The following is a 17,509-nucleotide window of genomic DNA, read 5'->3' as shown; positions in this document are numbered from 1 at the left end:
TCGCCGGGCAGAAGATTAGCTACGCAGCCCACGTCCACGCTGGATCAAATACCAGCACAGCAGATAGAACGCCACGATAAATACCGCCAGCACCACAACGGTGGTGAACAGCGGGACATCGGTAATGCCGAGGAAACCAAAGCGGAAGCCGCTGATCATATAGACAATCGGGTTCAGGTGCGACAGCGCCTGCCAGAACGGCGGCAGCAGCGTCAGGGAGTAGAACACCCCGCCCAGATAGGTCAGCGGCGTCAGCACGAAGGTCGGGATCAGGCTGATGTCATCGAACGTTTTGGCGAACACGGCGTTCAGCAAGCCGGCCAGTGAGAACAGGATCGCCGTCAGCAATAGCGTGAGCGCCACGAACAGCCACGAGTGCACCTGGAACGGCACGAAGAACAGCGAAATCGCCGTCACCAGAATACCCACGCACAGCCCGCGCGCCACGCCACCGCCCACGTAACCGGCGATAATGACGTGCGTCGGCACTGGCGCCACCAGCAGCTCTTCAATGTTACGCTGGAACTTGGCGCTGAAGAATGAGGACGCCACGTTCGCGTAAGCGTTGGTGATCACTGCCATCATGATCAGGCCCGGCACGATAAACTGCATATAGGTAAAGCCGTGCATCTCACCAATGCGGGAGCCAATCAGGTTGCCGAAAATGATGAAGTAGAGCGTCATGGTGATCACCGGCGGCACCAGGGTTTGCACCCAGATGCGCATAAAGCGGTTAATCTCTTTCGCCCAGATGCTTTTCAGCGCGACCCAGTAAAGATGCGTCATGCCTTGTCTCCTTGTTTATCGTGCACCAGAGAGACAAACAGCTCTTCCAGTCGGTTCGCTTTGTTACGCATGCTTAATACCTGAACGCCCTGCGTGCTCAGCTGGGAGAACACGCTGTTGATCCCCTGCTCGCGCAGCACTTCTACCTCCAGCGTCGAGGTATCGACCAGGCGATAGTTATACCCCTCCAGCTTCGGCAGGGCGCTTTTCGCCGCCAGATCGAGGATAAAGGTCTCTGATTTCAGCTTGGAGAGCAGGTTCTTCATTGAGGTGTTTTCCACCAGCTCACCGTGCTGAATGATGCCGATATTGCGGCACAGCATCTCCGCCTCTTCCAGGTAGTGTGTGGTCAGGATGATGGTGGTGCCTTTGTCGTTCAGATCCTTCAGGAAGCCCCACATGGAACGACGCAGTTCAATATCCACCCCAGCGGTCGGTTCATCGAGGATGAGCAGCTTTGGCTCGTGCATCAGCGCGCGAGCAATCATCAGGCGGCGCTTCATCCCCCCGGACAACATCCGCGCGCGCTCGTTACGCTTCTCCCACAGGTCAAGCTGTTTGAGATACTTTTCGCTGCGCTCAAGCGCCTCTTTGCGCTCAACGCCATAGTAACCCGCCTGGTTAACAACAATCTGCTGTACCGTCTCGAACGGGTTGAAGTTGAACTCCTGCGGCACCAGCCCCAGCTGGCGCTTGGCGTTGACCACGTCTTTTTGCAGGTCGTAGCCAAACACGCTAACGCGGCCAGACGTTTTATTGACCAGCGAGCTGATAATCCCGATGGTGGTCGATTTTCCCGCCCCGTTCGGCCCCAGAAGCGCGTAGAAATCTCCCGCTTCGACTTTAAGATCTATCCCGCGCAGCGCCTGGACGCCCCCCGGGTAGGTTTTTTTGAGCTGTTCAAGCTCCAGTGCAATCGCCATGAATTCAACTTACCTTAAGTTCTGACACACGTTGTGTGGTTTCATTAAAAGTCGGGTTACCCTATAGTAGCGCAACGCAATCACTTGGTTACAGGTCGCTAACCTCCATGAACGACATAGATACACTCATCAGCAACAATGCACTATGGTCAAAAATGCTGGTGGAGGAAGACCCCGGATTTTTTGGAAAACTGGCACAGGCGCAGAACCCGCGCTTTCTCTGGATTGGATGTTCCGACAGCCGCGTCCCCGCCGAACGTCTGACCGGTCTTGAACCGGGCGAACTGTTTGTTCACCGCAATGTTGCTAACCTCGTTATTCATACCGATCTCAACTGCCTTTCGGTTGTTCAGTATGCCGTTGACGTTCTGGAGGTTGAGCACATCATTATTTGTGGCCACTACGGCTGCGGCGGCGTACAGGCGGCGGTCGAAAATACAGAGCTGGGGTTAATCGATAACTGGCTGCTGCACATCCGTGATATCTGGTTCAAACATAGCTCACTGCTGGGCGAAATGCCGCAGGAGCGCCGTCTCGACACGCTGTGTGAGCTGAACGTGATGGAGCAGGTCTATAACCTGGGCCACTCGACGATTATGCAGTCTGCCTGGAAACGCGGACAGAAGGTCTCCATCCACGGCTGGGCGTACGGTATTCACGACGGCCTGCTACGCAATCTGGAAGTGACCGCCACCAACCGCGAAACGCTGGAACAGCGTTACCGCTCGGGAATTGCCAACCTCAAGCTTAAGCACGTTAACCATAAATAACAAAGCCGGGGGTGTTTTCACCCTCTCCCCTGTGGGAGAGGGCTGGGGTGAGGGCATCAGCCCGCAATTATTCGTCCAGAATCACTACTTTCCCAACATACGGCAGATGGCGATAACGCTGCGCGTAATCAATGCCGTAACCCACCACGAATTCGTCCGGGATGGAGAAACCAACGAACTCCACCGGCACCTGCACTTCACGGCGCTCAGGCTTATCCAGCAGAGTACAAATCGCCAGTGATTTTGGTTCACGCAGGCTCAGGATCTCACGCACTTTAGAGAGCGTGTTGCCGGAGTCGATGATGTCCTCAACAATCAACACATCTTTGCCACGAATATCTTCATCCAGATCTTTCAGGATTTTCACATCACGGGTTGTGGACATGCCGCTGCCGTAGCTGGAGGCGGTCATAAAATCGACCTCGTGCGGCACCTGCACTTCACGGCACAGGTCTGCCATGAACATGAAAGAGCCACGCAACAGACCGACCAGCACCATTTCGCTGCCGCTGTCCTTGTAATGTTCGGTGATTTGACGACCCAGTTCGGCGATACGCGCTTTGATCTCGGCTTCCGGGATCATCACTTCAACAGTATGTTTCATATTACTAACCAAATGATTTTAGTGAAAATCTCTCAATGCGGATGACTCTCGCTCCGGCATCGATACGCAAGCCAGCCATTATACCAGTAAATGGATAAGCCTGGCGTATGAGTTATAAAAAGCAATATTTGTGATTCCGATCACAGTTGTTAATACCTATAATTAATTGCTAGCAAATAATTAACAAAACTGACGAGTACTTTTCTATGGCTGAAACAAAAACTAAACAGCCGCGTCTACTGGTGACATTAACAGCCGCGTTTGCCGCATTCTGCGCGCTGTATTTGTTAATCGGTGGCGTATGGCTGGTCGCGATTGGCGGCTCCTGGTACTACCCGATTGCGGGTCTGGTTATGGTTGGCGTAACCGTCCTGCTTTTACGCAGAAAACAATCTGCTCTGTGGCTGTACGCAGCGTTACTGCTCGCAACCATGATCTGGGGCGTCTGGGAAGTCGGGTTCGACTTCTGGGCGTTGACGCCGCGCAGCGACATTCTGGTCTTCTTCGGTATCTGGCTGATCCTGCCGTTTGTCTGGCGTCGTCTGATCGTCCCTTCCAGTGGCGCCGTGGCCGGTCTGGTCGTTGCCCTGCTGATTAGTGGCGGCATCCTGACCTGGGCCGGTTTTAACGACCCGCAGGAGATCAACGGTACGCTGAACGCGGAATCCACGCCGGCTGCGGCTATTTCGCAGGTGGCGGACGGTGACTGGCCTGCTTATGGTCGTAACCAGGAAGGTCAACGCTACTCCCCGCTGAAGCAGATCAACGCGGACAACGTGAAAAACCTGAAGGAAGCCTGGGTATTCCGTACCGGCGACCTGAAGATGCCAAACGATCCGGGTGAGCTGACCAACGAAGTGACCCCAATTAAAGTGGGCAACATGCTCTACCTGTGTACGGCGCACCAGCGTCTGTTCGCGCTCGACGCGGCTACCGGTAAAGAGAAATGGCACTTTGATCCACAGCTGAACTCCAACCCGTCGTTCCAGCACATTACCTGCCGCGGCGTCTCTTACCACGAAGCGCGCGCCGATAATGCCAGCCCGGAAGTCATTGCCGACTGTCCTCGCCGCATTATGCTGCCGGTGAACGATGGCCGCCTGTTTGCCATTAACGCTGAGACCGGCAAGCTGTGCGAAACCTTCGCCAATAAAGGCATTCTGAATCTTCAGACCAACATGCCGGACACCACGCCGGGCCTGTATGAGCCGACCTCCCCGCCAATCATCACCGACAAAACCATCGTGATTGCCGGTTCGGTAACGGATAACTTCTCTACCCGTGAAACCTCCGGCGTTATCCGTGGTTTCGACGTGAACACCGGTAAACTGCTGTGGGCCTTCGACCCGGGCGCGAAAGATCCTAACGCGATCCCATCGGATGAACACACCTTTACCTTTAACTCACCGAACTCCTGGGCACCGGCAGCGTATGACGCGAAGCTGGACCTGGTCTACCTGCCGATGGGCGTGACCACGCCGGATATCTGGGGCGGTAACCGTACGCCGGAGCAGGAACGTTACGCCAGCTCCATCGTGGCGCTGAACGCAACAACCGGTAAACTGGCATGGAGCTACCAGACCGTTCACCACGATCTGTGGGATATGGATATGCCGTCCCAGCCGACGCTGGCGGACATTACCGTTAACGGTAAAACCGTACCGGTGATTTACGCCCCGGCGAAAACCGGTAACATCTTCGTGCTTGATCGTAGCAACGGTAAGCTGGTTGTTCCTGCGCCGGAAAAACCGGTTCCGCAGGGTGCGGCCAAAGGCGACTACGTCACCAAAACGCAGCCGTTCTCTGACCTGAGCTTCCGTCCGAAGAAAGATCTCAGCGGTGCAGACATGTGGGGTGCCACCATGTTTGACCAGCTGGTATGCCGCGTGATGTTCCACCAGCTGCGCTACGAAGGGATTTTCACCCCGCCGTCAGAGCAGGGTACGCTGGTCTTCCCGGGTAACCTGGGGATGTTCGAATGGGGTGGGATCTCCGTTGACCCTAACCGTCAGGTCGCCATCGCTAACCCAATGGCGCTGCCGTTCGTTTCCCGCCTGATCCCTCGTGGTCCGGGTAACCCAATGGAGCAGCCGAAAGATGCGAAAGGCAGCGGTACCGAAGCCGGTATCCAGCCGCAGTATGGCGTTCCTTATGGTGTGACCCTGAATCCGTTCCTTTCTCCGTTCGGTCTGCCGTGTAAACAGCCTGCCTGGGGTTACATCTCCGGTCTGGATCTGAAGACCAACAAGATCGTCTGGAAGAAACGTATTGGTACGCCACAGGACAGCATGCCGTTCCCGATGCCTGTTCCAGTGCCTTTCAATATGGGTATGCCAATGCTGGGTGGCCCAATCTCCACCGCCGGTAACGTGCTGTTCATCGCGGCAACCGCAGATAACTACCTGCGCGCGTACAACATGACCAACGGTGAGAAACTGTGGCAAGGCCGTCTGCCAGCCGGTGGACAGGCAACGCCGATGACCTATGAAGTGAATGGCAAGCAGTACGTTGTCATCTCTGCGGGTGGTCACGGTTCGTTTGGCACGAAGATGGGCGACTATATTGTCGCGTATGCACTGCCTGACGACGCTAAGTAATGAAAAAGCCCGGTGGCGCTAACGCATACCGGGCCTACGGGTGCCCTATGTAGGCCGGGTAAGGCGAAGCCGCCACCCGGCTTTTTTTTATACGGTAAAACCGAGCATCATCCCCGTATCTTCATGCTCCAGCAGATGACAGTGGGCCATATAGGCAAACTCTTTCGGCGCCTCGTGGTCAAACTTCACCAGCACCTCGCTGACGCCGCCTTCCACCCTCACCGTATCTTTCCAGCCCGCACGATGCGCCTCCGGCGCTTTACCATTTTCAGACAGAATACGGAACTGCGTGCCGTGGATATGGAACGGGTGCAGCATCATGTCGCCTTCGCCTGAAATCACCCAGCTTTCAAACTGCCCTTTCGTGGCGGCGAACATGGGCGTGTTCATATCGAACGCTTTGCCGTTGATGCGGTTGGCGTTGTGGAAATCGAAACCATGGCCGCCGTGATCCATGCCGCCCATTTTACCGTGGTCCATATTCATATGGCCCATCATCTGGCCGTGATGCATTCCCGCCATGGCCTGATTGCCGTACTTCTTCATCAGCGCCTGCATGCCCATCATGTCTAGCATCGGGTCCATAGAAAGCTGAAGTTTACGCTGCGTAAGCCCGTCCAGCGACGGGAGTGCTGGCAGCGTGGTGAGGGTCTCCGGCAGCGTACCGGAGGCGGTGATCTGTAGCGGCTGAATGCGCAGGACCGGATGCGGCTTATCAAACGGCGCAACGGCCATCCCCATCTGGCTGACCGGCAGGGTCACCAGGTCAAACGCTTTGCCATCGCTGATATCCACCAGCACCTCGAAGCGCTCCCCCATCAGCATCGGCAGCTCGCTCACCTTCACCGGCTCCGGCAGCAGGCCGCCGTCGCTTGCCACCACGTAAAGCGGGCGTTTATCGCTGGTGGCGAAGTTCAGCGAGCGGGCGTTACAGCCGTTAAGCAGACGTAAGCGCAGCCAGCCTTTTGGCGCGGCATGCTGCGGGTAGATCGCGCCGTTGGTCAGGAGTGTATCGCCAAACCAGCCTACCGCCGCGCTCATTACGTCCAGCTGATAGTCAATTTGCCCGTCAGCGTTGAATTTTTTGTCCTGCACAATCACCGGGACATCGTCGATTCCCCACTGTTTCGGCAGGCGCAGCAGGCGGCTTTCATCGTCTTCAATCAGCACCAGGCCGGCCAGCCCCATCGCCACCTGATGGCCCGTTTTGCCATGCTGATGCGGGTGGAACCAGCAGGTCGCCGCGCGTTGTTCCGGAGTAAAGGTTACGCTGCGTTTACCACCAGGCCTGATAATGCCCTGAGGCCCTCCATCCACTTCGCCCGGGACTTCCAGCCCGTGCCAGTGCAGCGTGGTCTCTTCCGCAAGCGTGTTATGAATGTCTACCGTCACCGCCTTCCCTTTGCGTAACTGCAACGCCGGGCCGAGCAGATTGCCGTTATAGCCCCACGTCGTGGCGGCGTGCTGACCGAACGTGGTTTTACCGGCCTGCACCACAAGCTGAATGCGGCTGCGGGCATCTGCGGCGAGTAATTCAGGAATGGGTAAAGCCGGTCTGTCGGCGGCAAAAACGGCGCGGCTCCAGAGAGGTAACGCGCTGGCAACCCCCAGTGCGGCAGAAAATTTTAAAAAATCACGACGTTGCATGTGCATTTCCTTATTTCCAGCAGGCGATCTTTTGAGCATAAACCCTCCCCTTACCGGAAGGTCAAGCACGGCGGCAATAATAAAGATCGTCGGCCTGGCATCAAGTATGCTAACGTTAATTTTCCGTGATGCAGTGGTAAAGGCAATGAAGACGTTTTTCAGAACAATTTTGTTCGCCAGCCTGATGGCGATGTGTGCGAACAGTTACGCGCTAAGTGAAAACGAAGCGGAAGATATGGCCGATCTGACGGCAGTTTTTGTTTTTCTGAAAAACGATTGTGGTTACCAGAATTTACCCAATGGGCAAATTCGTCGCGCACTGGTCTTTTTTGCCCAGCAGAACCAATGGGACCTCAGCAACTACGACAGCTTCGACATGAAGGCGCTCGGTGAAGACAGCTACCGTGATTTAAGCGGTATTGGCATTCCCACTGCTAAAAAATGCAAAGCGCTGGCTCGCGATTCACTCAGCCTGCTCGCCTACGTGAAGTAACCTTCCCGACGCCCCTTGTTGACCCGTTAACCGCCTCACGGCGGTGTTGTGTTGCGCCCATCTGCCGGATGTAATGGATGTTAACGAAGGAGGTGCTCCCCATGACCGAAAAAACGGTATGGCAAGAAACGCTGCATGACCAGTTTGGTCAGTATTTTGCCGTGGATAACGTGCTCTATCATGAGAAAACCGATCATCAGGATTTGATAATCTTCGAAAACGCCGCCTTTGGCCGCGTGATGGCGCTGGACGGCGTGGTGCAAACCACCGAGCGCGACGAGTTTATCTATCACGAAATGATGACCCACGTCCCGCTGCTGGCCCACGGCCACGCGAAGGACGTGCTGATTATCGGCGGCGGCGACGGCGCGATGCTGCGTGAAGTCTCTCGCCATCAGAATGTCGAAACCATCACCATGGTGGAAATCGACGCCGGTGTGGTGTCGTTCTGCCGCCAGTATCTGCCCAACCATAATGCCGGCAGCTATGACGATCCGCGGTTTAATCTGGTTATCGACGATGGCGTCAATTTTGTTAACCAGACCACGCAAACGTTTGATGTCATTATCTCTGACTGTACCGACCCTATCGGTCCGGGCGCGTCGCTGTTTACCTCGTCGTTTTACGAAGGCTGCAAGCGCTGCCTGAAGCCTGGCGGAATTTTTGTGGCGCAAAACGGCGTTTGCTTCCTGCAACAGGATGAAGCGCTTGATAGCCACCGTAAGCTGAGCACCTATTTTGCTGACGTCAGCTTTTACCAGGCGGCGATCCCCACTTACTACGGCGGGATCATGACCTTTGCCTGGGCGACGGATAACGACGTTCTGCGCCATCTCTCTACCGAGATCGTGCAGGCCCGCTTCCACCAGGCCGGACTCCAGTGCCGGTACTACAACCCGGCGATCCACACCGCAGCCTTTGCGTTGCCTCAATATCTGCAAGACGCGCTGTCCTCAAAGGAGGTGAACTAATTGAAAAAGCTTAAACTGCATGGCTTTAACAATCTGACCAAAAGCCTGAGTTTTTGTATTTACGATATCTGCTACGCCAAAACAGCAGAAGAGCGCGATGGTTACATCGCCTATATCGATGAACTCTACAACGCCAACCGTCTGACCGAGATCCTGACAGAGACCTGCTCGATTATCGGCGCGAACATCCTGAATATCGCGCGCCAGGATTATGAGCCTCAGGGTGCGAGCGTCACCATTCTGGTGAGTGAAGAGCCGGTTGACCCGAAGCTTATCGACAAAACCGAGCACCCCGGCCCGCTGCCGGAAGTGGTAGTCGCCCACCTGGATAAAAGCCACATCTGCGTGCACACCTACCCGGAAAGCCACCCGGAAGGCGGGCTGTGTACCTTCCGCGCGGATATTGAAGTGTCGACCTGCGGCGTGATTTCACCGCTGAATGCGTTGAATTATTTAATCCACCAGCTGGAATCCGATATCGTCACTATTGATTATCGCGTGCGCGGTTTTACCCGTGATATCAACGGCATGAAGCACTTCATTGATCATGAGATCAACTCCATTCAGAACTTCATGTCCGAGGACATGAAGTCGCTGTACGACATGATGGATGTGAACGTCTATCAGGAGAATATCTTCCATACCAAGATGATGCTTAAAGAGTTCGATCTTAAGCACTATATGTTCCATACCAGGCCGGAAGATTTAAGTGAAGAAGAGCGTAAGGTCATTACCGACCTGCTCTGGAAAGAGATGCGCGAAATTTACTACGGCCGTAACATTCCGACCGTGTAAGCGTGATCCGGAGCAGGGACGCTTCGGGGAATTACTTCTGTTGCATAAAATCGCGGTAGGCGTTCAACACGCTCAGGAAGTCTTCCACGCCGCAAAGCGACAGGCTCTCTTCGTCGTAGTAGCTCATCCCCTCTTCCATCTCATCACCCGAGAACTCAAGTTGGTTGGCGCGCACCATCACCTCTTCGCCATCCATCCACAGCGTGTATTCGTGCCCGGCGCGTTGCCAGGAGCGTTCACTGCCTTTCACCGTTTCCGCCGCCTGTTCGACTTCATCCAGCAGCGCAAGGTTCTCTTTCACCTCTTCGTTAAACCAGTGTCCAACGGCTTCGTGCCCCATCGACATTCGCACTTTCACCACGCCGGTGATGTCGCGCAAAAATTCGTAATCCATAGCGTTTTCCTCTGCAAAGCCATTAGGGTAATTATCGCAGCAGCGAGGAAGAAAAAAAAAGCGGGAGAGGCGGGAGGAATGAAAATAAAAAACCCACCGACGTTGCGATGGGTTTTGTAGGCCCGGTAAGCGTAGCGCCACCGGGCAATGGGTCAGGTGCGGAGCGGTCTGGTGCCCTCACCCCCAGCCCCTCTCCCACGGGAGAGGGTAGCATTTATACTGCGGTCTGGAAGATCACCCCGTCAGCCTTCTCGGTGTACTGAGAGAGCTGGTCGAAGTTCAGATAACGATAAGTATCCACCGCCGTCTTATCTACCTGAGCCACAAAGGTCTGGTACTCTTCCGGCGTTGGCAGTTTGCCAATCAGCGCCGCAACCGCCGCCAGCTCCGCAGAGGCCAGGTAAACGTTCGCCCCGGTTCCTAAACGGTTAGGGAAGTTACGGGTTGAGGTGGAAACCACCGTCGCACCGTCGGCCACGCGCGCCTGGTTGCCCATACACAGGGAACAGCCAGGGGATTTCGATACGCGCCCCGCTCTTACCAAACACGCTGTAGTAGCCCTCTTCGGTCAGCTGCGCCGCATCCATACGGGTTGGCGGCGCCACCCACAGACGGGTCGGCAGCTGGCCTTTGTGGGTATCCAGCAGCTTACCGGCAGCACGGAAGTGGCCGATGTTGGTCATACAGGAGCCGATGAACACTTCGTCGATCTTATCGCCCTGCACGTCAGAGAGCAGACGCGCATCGTCCGGATCGTTAGGCGCACACAGGATTGGCTCTTTGATATCCGCCAGATCGATCTCAATCACCGCCGCGTACTCTGCGTCAGCGTCGGCTTCCAGCAGCTGCGGATCCGCCAGCCATTTTTCCATGCCCTGAATACGACGCTCCAGCGTACGACGGTCGCCGTAGCCTTCCGCTATCATCCACTTCAGCAGCACGATGTTGGAGGTCAGATACTCAATAATCGGCTCTTTGTTCAGCTTGATGGTACAGCCCGCCGCAGAACGCTCGGCAGAGGCATCGGTCAGCTCGAACGCCTGCTCCACTTTCAGATCCGGCAGACCTTCAATTTCCAGAATGCGGCCAGAGAAGATGTTTTTCTTGCCTTTCTTCTCAACGGTCAGCAGACCCTGTTTAATGGCATACAGCGGGATCGCGTGCACCAGATCGCGCAGGGTAATGCCCGGCTGCATTTTACCTTTGAAGCGCACCAGCACCGATTCCGGCATATCCAGCGGCATCACGCCGGTCGCTGCGGCAAACGCCACCAGACCGGAACCCGCCGGGAAGGAGATCCCGATTGGGAAACGGGTATGGGAGTCACCGCCGGTACCGACGGTATCCGGCAGCAGCATGCGGTTCAGCCAGGAGTGGATAACGCCGTCGCCCGGACGCAGGGAGACACCGCCACGGTTCATAATGAAGTCAGGCAGCGTGTGGTGCGTGGTTACGTCAACCGGCTTCGGATACGCCGCGGTGTGGCAGAAGGATTGCATCACCAGATCGGAAGAGAAGCCCAGGCACGCCAGGTCTTTCAGTTCATCACGGGTCATTGGGCCAGTGGTGTCCTGAGACCCCACGGAGGTCATTTTCGGTTCGCAGTACGCGCCAGGACGGATACCAGTGACGCCGCAGGCGCGACCCACCATTTTCTGCGCCAGAGAGTAACCGCGGTTGCTCTCGGCCACGTCTTTCGCCTGACGGAATACGTCACTGTGCGGCAGACCCAGCGCTTCACGCGCTTTGGTGGTCAGGCCACGGCCGATGATCAGCGGAATACGGCCACCGGCACGCACTTCGTCGATCAGCACGTCGGTTTTCAGCTCAAAGCTGGCCAGCAGTTCGTTGGTTTCGTGGTTGCGCACTTCGCCTTTATACGGGTAAACGTCAATCACGTCGCCCATGTTCAGGTTGCTCACGTCCACTTCAATTGGCAGCGCGCCCGCATCTTCCATGGTGTTGAAGAAGATTGGCGCAATTTTGCCGCCGAGGCACAGGCCGCCGCCGCGCTTGTTCGGCACGTGCGGAATGTCGTCGCCCATGAACCACAGCACGGAGTTGGTGGCGGATTTACGGGAAGAACCGGTACCAACCACGTCACCGACGTAAGCCAGCGGGAAACCTTTTTGTTGCAGGGCTTCGATCTGTTTGATCGGGCCAACCACGCCTGGCTGATCCGGCTCAATGCCTTCACGGGCGTTTTTCAGCATCGCCAGGGCGTGCAGTGGGATATCCGGGCGAGACCATGCATCCGGCGCCGGAGAAAGGTCATCGGTGTTGGTTTCACCGGTCACTTTAAAGACGGTAACGGTAATTTTTTCAGCAAGCTGAGGGCGGTTCAGGAACCATTCGGCATCGGCCCAGGACTGCATCACCTGCTTCGCGTAAACGTTGCCTGCTTTGGCTTTTTCTTCCACATCGTAGAAGTTATCGAACATCAATAGCGTTGAAGAGAGCGCTTTGGCAGCAATTGGCGCCAGCTTGTCGTTATCCAGCGCGTCAATCAGCGGATGAATGTTATAGCCGCCCTGCATGGTGCCGAGCAGTTCAATCGCTTTTTCAGGAGTAACCAGTGGGGAGGTGGCTTCGCCTTTGGCAACGGCGGCAAGGAATCCGGCTTTTACGTAGGCAGCTTCATCTACGCCAGGCGGTACACGGTTGATCAGCAGATCTAACAGGAATTCTTCTTCGCCCTCAGGCGGGTTCTTCAGCAGCTCGACGAGCGCGGCCATTTGGGTTGCATCTAACGGTTTGGGTACAATTCCCTCGGCGGCACGTTCTGCTACGTGCTTACGGTATTCTTCTAGCACGACGGTTCTCCTCGCTCTCATTGTCATATGCGGCGGGCGTTCTCTTCACGCTCCTGTGAGACAGCAGTTTGTAGGGTAAATGCCCGATACCGCGTCGGGCAGCATAGCAGGATTTCTGCACAGTGTTAATCTGTTTACAAAAAAGCAACATTAAAAAATTTGCTGAATCGTTAAGCATGATGTAACGGGGAGACGAGACGAATTTCAGACACAAAAAAACCGCCTGATAGCGGTTTATTTGTTGCCTTGCGGTGGTAGCACACCGTGCTGGCAGATTTGCGGCAACCCCAACGCAATGAATTTTGCATCACGCCCCACTGGCTTGCAAGCCATTATGTCAATTTTGCGTGGCGCCTTCCTGTTTCGAATGAAAAAACGGTTAACTTCATTTATCGCCTTCTGAATTCCCACTGAGTCGATTACTCTTCTTCTCGGCCTGCTTCGCTGGTGTAGCAACCAGTCACCGGGCCCGGGAGCAGTTCCGTAACCTACGCGGCAACACCAACTTGCCTGGTTCTGCCTTTCCCGGTGAAGAATGAACCCGCGTAGCCTGTACAGGAACGCACGCAATGGAGATGCGAATCACTGCGCTGATCGTTGTGACCGGTTTACTGCTAACCGCACTGCACGGTGGCTGGAATATATCCGACATCATGGTGCTGTTTGTCGTCAACCTCGGCAACTAGCTGCTGGCCGCTCGCAAGAGCGGCCTTCTGAATGTCCGTCGCCTGCTCAGCCATCCGATATAATTGTGTAATAAATACTCACACTCTTTATCCGGACGCTTCGGAGGGTTTCCCAACAAAAGTCAAAACTGTAAAACACGGGTGAATGATACTCGCGGCAACAGCAACGCCTCACGGCACTGCACTCGTCTCGTTGGAGTCAATCTATGAAGTTGCCTTTTAAACCACATCTTCTTGTTCTGCTTTGCAGTGCGGGGCTGTTTGCCGCCTCGGGCGTCATGTTCGTTAAAAGCCGCGCAACGGAACCCGCTCCCGCACTTGCGCCGGTAGCCCCGCAGCTCCCCGCCCCGACAGCACAACCTGCCCCGGTGGCGACTCCGGCCTATACCGCCGCGCAGATCGATCAGTGGACAGCGCCCATTGCGCTCTATCCCGACGCGCTGCTGTCGCAAATTCTGATGGCCTCAACCTATCCGGCGAGCGTGATTCAGGCCGCCCAGTGGTCAAAGGACAACCCTAAAATGCAGGGCGATACCGCCATTCAGGCGGTCAGCGGGCAGCCATGGGATGCCAGCGTGAAATCGCTGGTCGCCTTTCCGCAGTTAATGTCGCTGATGGGGGAAAACCCGTCGTGGGTACAGAGCCTTGGCGACGCCTTTCTGGCCCAGCCAAAGGATGTGATGGATTCCGTGCAGCGTCTGCGCCTGCTGGCGCAGCAGACAGGCACGTTGCAATCCACCCCGCAGCAGACCGTCACCACCGTGAAAAAATCTGCGCCAGCCTCCGCCAGTACAGCCGCGACGTCAACGCCGGCTAGTCCGACGGTGATTAAAATTGAGCCAGCCGATCCACAGGTGGTTTATGTCCCTACCTACAACCCTTCCACCGTTTACGGCACGTGGCCAAACGCCAGCTATCCGCCTGTGTATCTGCCCCCGTCTCCCGGCCAGCAGTTTACCAATAGTTTCGTCAGAGGCTTTGGCTATAGCCTCGGCGTAGCCACTACCTATGCGCTGTTCAGTAACATAGACTGGGACGATGACGACGAACATCATCACGATCATGATGACGATCACCACGGCGGTTATTCGCATAACGGCGATAACATTAATATTAATGTTAATAACTTCAATAAGATCACCGGCGAGCACCGTACCGATAATCATCAGGTCTGGCAGCATAATCCGGCCTACCGCAACGGCGTGCCCTACGCCAATAGCCAGCTTGCCAGCCGCTATCATCAGACTTCAGTGCCGGGAGGGCTGAGCGCTACCCGGCAGCAGACGGTCAACCGCGATAGCCAGCGGCAGGCTGCGATGGCGCAGATACAGCAGTCGACGGGCAAAACCCTCACACAGCTACAGCATGGCGACGCGCATTTCCCGCAACATTCAGCGTCCGCGCAGCAGCTGAAGCAGCTCTCTCAGCGCAGCAACTATCGCGGCTACGACAGCGCGCGGCCCCACGCACAACAGATGAATAATACTCTTGCGCAAACCAGACGCCCGACGCAGGTTCAGCATCAGCCGCTGCGGGCAAACGCCCTGAGCGGCAACGACAGCCGCTCGGCCAACTGGCAGGCCCAGCACCAGCGCGGGCTGGAAAGCCGCCAGCAGCTGTCCGAACATCATACCGAACACCGTGAATTCCATCGTCGTTAAGGAAGCCGCTATGAACATGAAACCGATCGGTGGAATGCTGTTGTTGATGGTATCCACCTTCGCCTGCGCCCAGCAATCTTTCTCCACGCCTGAGCAGGCGGCCAATGCCCTGACGAAGGCCATCAGCGAGCAGAATGAGAGCGCGATGGCCGACCTGCTGGGGGATAACTGGCGCGACTATCTGCCACCTGAAGGGGTTGATCCGGAGGCGGTAGCTCGATTCCTGCGTGACTGGAAGATTAACCATCGTACCGAAATCAGCGGCGATATCGCCCATCTGTCAGTTGGCGATAACGGCTGGCAACTCCCCATACCGGTAGTGAAGAAAAAAGAGGGCTGGCAATTTGATATGCAGAAAGCGGCTAATGAGATCCTGACCCGCGAAATCGGCCGCAACGAACTCGCGGCTATCGGAGCGCTGCACGCCTACGTCGACGCACAGCAGAGCTACTACGCCATGAACCATCGCTATGCGCACAAGATTGTCAGCACACCAGGGCTAAAAGACGGCCTGTACTGGCCCATCTCGCCGGGCGAAGCGCCAAGCCCGCTGGGTCCCGCCTTCAGCCCGCCGGAGCCTGGTATGGGCTATCACGGTTATCGGTTCCGCATTCTGCCGGATAAAAATGGCTTTGCGATGGTTGCATGGCCCGTGAGCTATGGTCAGACGGGGGTAATGAGCTTTGTCGTTAACCAGGATGACAAGGTGCATCAGGCAGACCTCGGCAACGATTCGGCACAAAAAGCGCAGGCGCTCGCTGCATACCACCCGGATAAAACCTGGCAGCCTGTCCCCCCCTGAACGCGGCGCATAAAAAAAGCGGCCTGAGGCCGCTTTTTTCATCTGAAGAAACTTATTTCTTCTTCGCTTTCGCGTTTGGCAGGTCGGTGATGCTACCTTCAAACACTTCTGCCGCCAGGCCCACGGACTCGTGCAGAGTCGGGTGAGCGTGGATGGTCAGCGCGATGTCTTCCGCGTCACAGCCCATTTCGATAGCCAGACCGATTTCACCCAGCAGCTCGCCGCCGTTGGTACCGACAATCGCACCACCGATCACGCGGTGAGTCTCTTTGTCGAAGATCAGTTTGGTCATACCGTCTGCGCAGTCGGACGCGATAGCACGGCCAGAAGCAGCCCACGGGAAGGTGGCGGTTTCGTAGCTGATGCCTTTCTCTTTCGCTTCTTTCTCAGTCAGACCGACCCATGCAACTTCTGGCTCGGTGTAGGCGATAGATGGGATCACTTTCGGATCGAAGTAGTGCTTCATGCCGGCGATAACTTCAGCGGCAACGTGACCTTCGTGAACACCTTTGTGCGCCAGCATTGGCTGACCGACGATATCGCCGATAGCAAAGATGTGCGGCACGTTGGTGCGCAGCTGTTTGTCAACGCGGATGAAGCCACGGTCGTCCACTTCCACGCCAGCTTTGCCCGCGTCGAGGTTTTTACCGTTCGGCACACGACCGATAGCCACCAGCACGGCGTCGTAACGCTGTGGTTCGGAAGGGCCTTTTTTGCCTTCCATGGAAACGTAAATACCGTCTTCTTTCGCTTCAACGGCAGTCACTTTGGTTTCCAGCATCAGGTTGAATTTCTTGCTGATGCGTTTGGTGAAGACTTTAACGATGTCTTTGTCGGCAGCCGGGATAACCTGGTCGAACATTTCAACCACGTCGATCTCTGAACCCAGCGCATGGTACACGGTACCCATTTCCAGACCGATGATACCGCCGCCCATAACCAGCAGGCGCTTAGGAACGGTTTTCAGCTCCAGCGCATCGGTGGAATCCCACACGCGTGGATCTTCATGTGGAATGAATGGCAGTTCGATTGGGCGAGAGCCTGCCGCGATGATCGCGTTGTCGAAGTTAATCACGGTTTTGCCGTTTTCGCCTTCCACTTCCAGGGTGTTCGCACCGGTGAATTTACCCAGACCGTTTACCACTTTCACTTTACGGCCTTTGGCCATACCCGCCAGACCGCCGGTCAGCTGAGTGATAACTTTCTCTTTCCAGGTACGAATTTTGTCGATGTCGGTTTTCGGCTCGCCGAAGACGATACCGTGTTCAGCCAGCGCTTTGGCTTCTTCGATAACTTTCGCTACGTGCAGCAGCGCTTTAGAAGGGATACAGCCGACGTTCAGACAAACACCGCCGAGGGTGCTGTAACGTTCTACGATGACGGTTTCCAGACCTAAATCCGCGGCGCGAAATGCTGCGGAGTAACCTGCCGGGCCTGCCCCAAGTACTACGACCTGAGTTTTGATTTCTGTGCTCATCATGACCTCTTAATGTATACCCGTCGTCCACCGGGTCGTTCTATCCGCCCGTATTTTACAAAATTGTTAACAATTTTGAAACAACAAACG

At 55.8% G+C, this 17,509-nt stretch carries 13 protein-coding genes and 1 pseudogene; 7 read left to right on the top strand and 7 right to left on the bottom strand.

The genetic code is table 11. The annotated features are described in order from the left end of the window. Nucleotides 1–15: 15 nt before the first annotated feature. Both KTH07_RS01525 and KTH07_RS01520 read right to left on the bottom strand, forming a co-directional pair. Nucleotides 16–786 (bottom strand): ABC transporter permease, encoded by a 771-nt coding sequence (locus tag KTH07_RS01525; RefSeq protein ID WP_006810078.1) that lies wholly within the window; start codon nucleotides 784–786, stop codon nucleotides 16–18. Beyond that, complete coding sequence (locus KTH07_RS01520; protein ID WP_023295928.1) at nucleotides 783–1,709, bottom strand: ABC transporter ATP-binding protein; 927 nt, start codon at nucleotides 1,707–1,709, stop codon at nucleotides 783–785. Before KTH07_RS01520 ends, KTH07_RS01525 begins: the two co-directional genes overlap by 4 nt. 107 nt (nucleotides 1,710–1,816) lie before the next feature. Here KTH07_RS01520 and can point away from each other — a divergent pair, with 107 nt between their 5' ends. Further along, on the top strand, nucleotides 1,817–2,479 hold the full coding sequence (gene can / locus KTH07_RS01515) for a carbonate dehydratase (protein WP_003856301.1): 663 nt from the start codon (nucleotides 1,817–1,819) through the stop codon (nucleotides 2,477–2,479). A gap of 67 nt (nucleotides 2,480–2,546) precedes the next feature. On the opposite strand, the gene hpt is transcribed toward can, so the two are convergent. Further along, nucleotides 2,547–3,083, bottom strand: coding sequence for a hypoxanthine phosphoribosyltransferase (gene hpt, locus KTH07_RS01510; protein ID WP_003856303.1), 537 nt, complete (start codon nucleotides 3,081–3,083; stop codon nucleotides 2,547–2,549). 206 nt (nucleotides 3,084–3,289) lie between these two features. On the opposite strand from hpt, the gene KTH07_RS01505 reads away from it, so the two are divergent. Further along, entirely contained in the window at nucleotides 3,290–5,680 is a 2,391-nt protein-coding gene (locus tag KTH07_RS01505; RefSeq protein WP_003856304.1) for a glucose/quinate/shikimate family membrane-bound PQQ-dependent dehydrogenase, read from the top strand. An 87-nt stretch (nucleotides 5,681–5,767) separates the two neighbouring features. On the opposite strand, the gene cueO is transcribed toward KTH07_RS01505, so the two are convergent. Then, on the bottom strand, nucleotides 5,768–7,327 hold the full coding sequence (gene cueO / locus KTH07_RS01500; protein ID WP_032620924.1) for a multicopper oxidase CueO: 1,560 nt from the start codon (nucleotides 7,325–7,327) through the stop codon (nucleotides 5,768–5,770). Nucleotides 7,328–7,472: 145 nt separating this feature from the next. Between cueO and KTH07_RS01495 the strand changes: the two genes are divergently transcribed. The 3 genes from KTH07_RS01495 (at nucleotide 7,473) to speD (ending at nucleotide 9,586) form a co-directional block, all read left to right on the top strand. Continuing rightward, nucleotides 7,473–7,820, top strand: coding sequence for a YacC family pilotin-like protein (locus KTH07_RS01495; protein WP_003856306.1), 348 nt, complete (start codon nucleotides 7,473–7,475; stop codon nucleotides 7,818–7,820). A gap of 101 nt (nucleotides 7,821–7,921) precedes the next feature. Continuing rightward, a complete protein-coding gene (gene speE / locus KTH07_RS01490) occupies nucleotides 7,922–8,791 on the top strand; it encodes a polyamine aminopropyltransferase (RefSeq protein WP_015572694.1) in 870 nt (289 codons plus the stop codon). Beyond that, nucleotides 8,792–9,586 (top strand): adenosylmethionine decarboxylase, encoded by a 795-nt coding sequence (gene speD / locus KTH07_RS01485; RefSeq protein ID WP_017383765.1) that lies wholly within the window; start codon nucleotides 8,792–8,794, stop codon nucleotides 9,584–9,586. It begins immediately after the preceding gene. Between the two features lie 31 nt (nucleotides 9,587–9,617). On the opposite strand, the gene yacL is transcribed toward speD, so the two are convergent. Together yacL and acnB are read right to left on the bottom strand one after the other, a co-directional pair. Further along, entirely contained in the window at nucleotides 9,618–9,980 is a 363-nt protein-coding gene (gene yacL, locus KTH07_RS01480) for a protein YacL (RefSeq protein ID WP_015572693.1), read from the bottom strand. Between the two features lie 214 nt (nucleotides 9,981–10,194). Next, a pseudogene (acnB, locus tag KTH07_RS01475) lies at nucleotides 10,195–12,793 on the bottom strand (bifunctional aconitate hydratase 2/2-methylisocitrate dehydratase). A gap of 892 nt (nucleotides 12,794–13,685) precedes the next feature. Between acnB and KTH07_RS01470 the strand changes: the two are divergent. Both KTH07_RS01470 and KTH07_RS01465 read left to right on the top strand, forming a co-directional pair. Beyond that, the gene (locus KTH07_RS01470; protein ID WP_023303086.1) at nucleotides 13,686–15,140 is read left to right on the top strand and encodes a DUF3300 domain-containing protein; all 1,455 of its coding nucleotides are present in this window, start codon (nucleotides 13,686–13,688) and stop codon (nucleotides 15,138–15,140) included. A 10-nt stretch (nucleotides 15,141–15,150) separates the two neighbouring features. After that, nucleotides 15,151–15,942: a DUF2950 family protein gene (locus tag KTH07_RS01465; protein WP_023303085.1), complete on the top strand. Its 792-nt coding sequence runs from the start codon at nucleotides 15,151–15,153 to the stop codon at nucleotides 15,940–15,942. Between the two features lie 52 nt (nucleotides 15,943–15,994). Here KTH07_RS01465 and lpdA read toward each other — a convergent pair whose 3' ends face one another. Further along, entirely contained in the window at nucleotides 15,995–17,419 is a 1,425-nt protein-coding gene (lpdA, locus tag KTH07_RS01460) for a dihydrolipoyl dehydrogenase (protein ID WP_217310948.1), read from the bottom strand. Nucleotides 17,420–17,509: the final 90 nt, after the last annotated feature.

The sequence above is a fragment of the Enterobacter cloacae complex sp. ECL72 genome (assembly GCF_019056635.1).
Classification (GTDB): Bacteria; Pseudomonadota; Gammaproteobacteria; order Enterobacterales; family Enterobacteriaceae; genus Enterobacter; species Enterobacter hormaechei_C.
The sequence above is the reverse complement of the archived record's forward strand: the minus strand, read 5'-3'. Positions and strand labels throughout refer to the sequence as shown.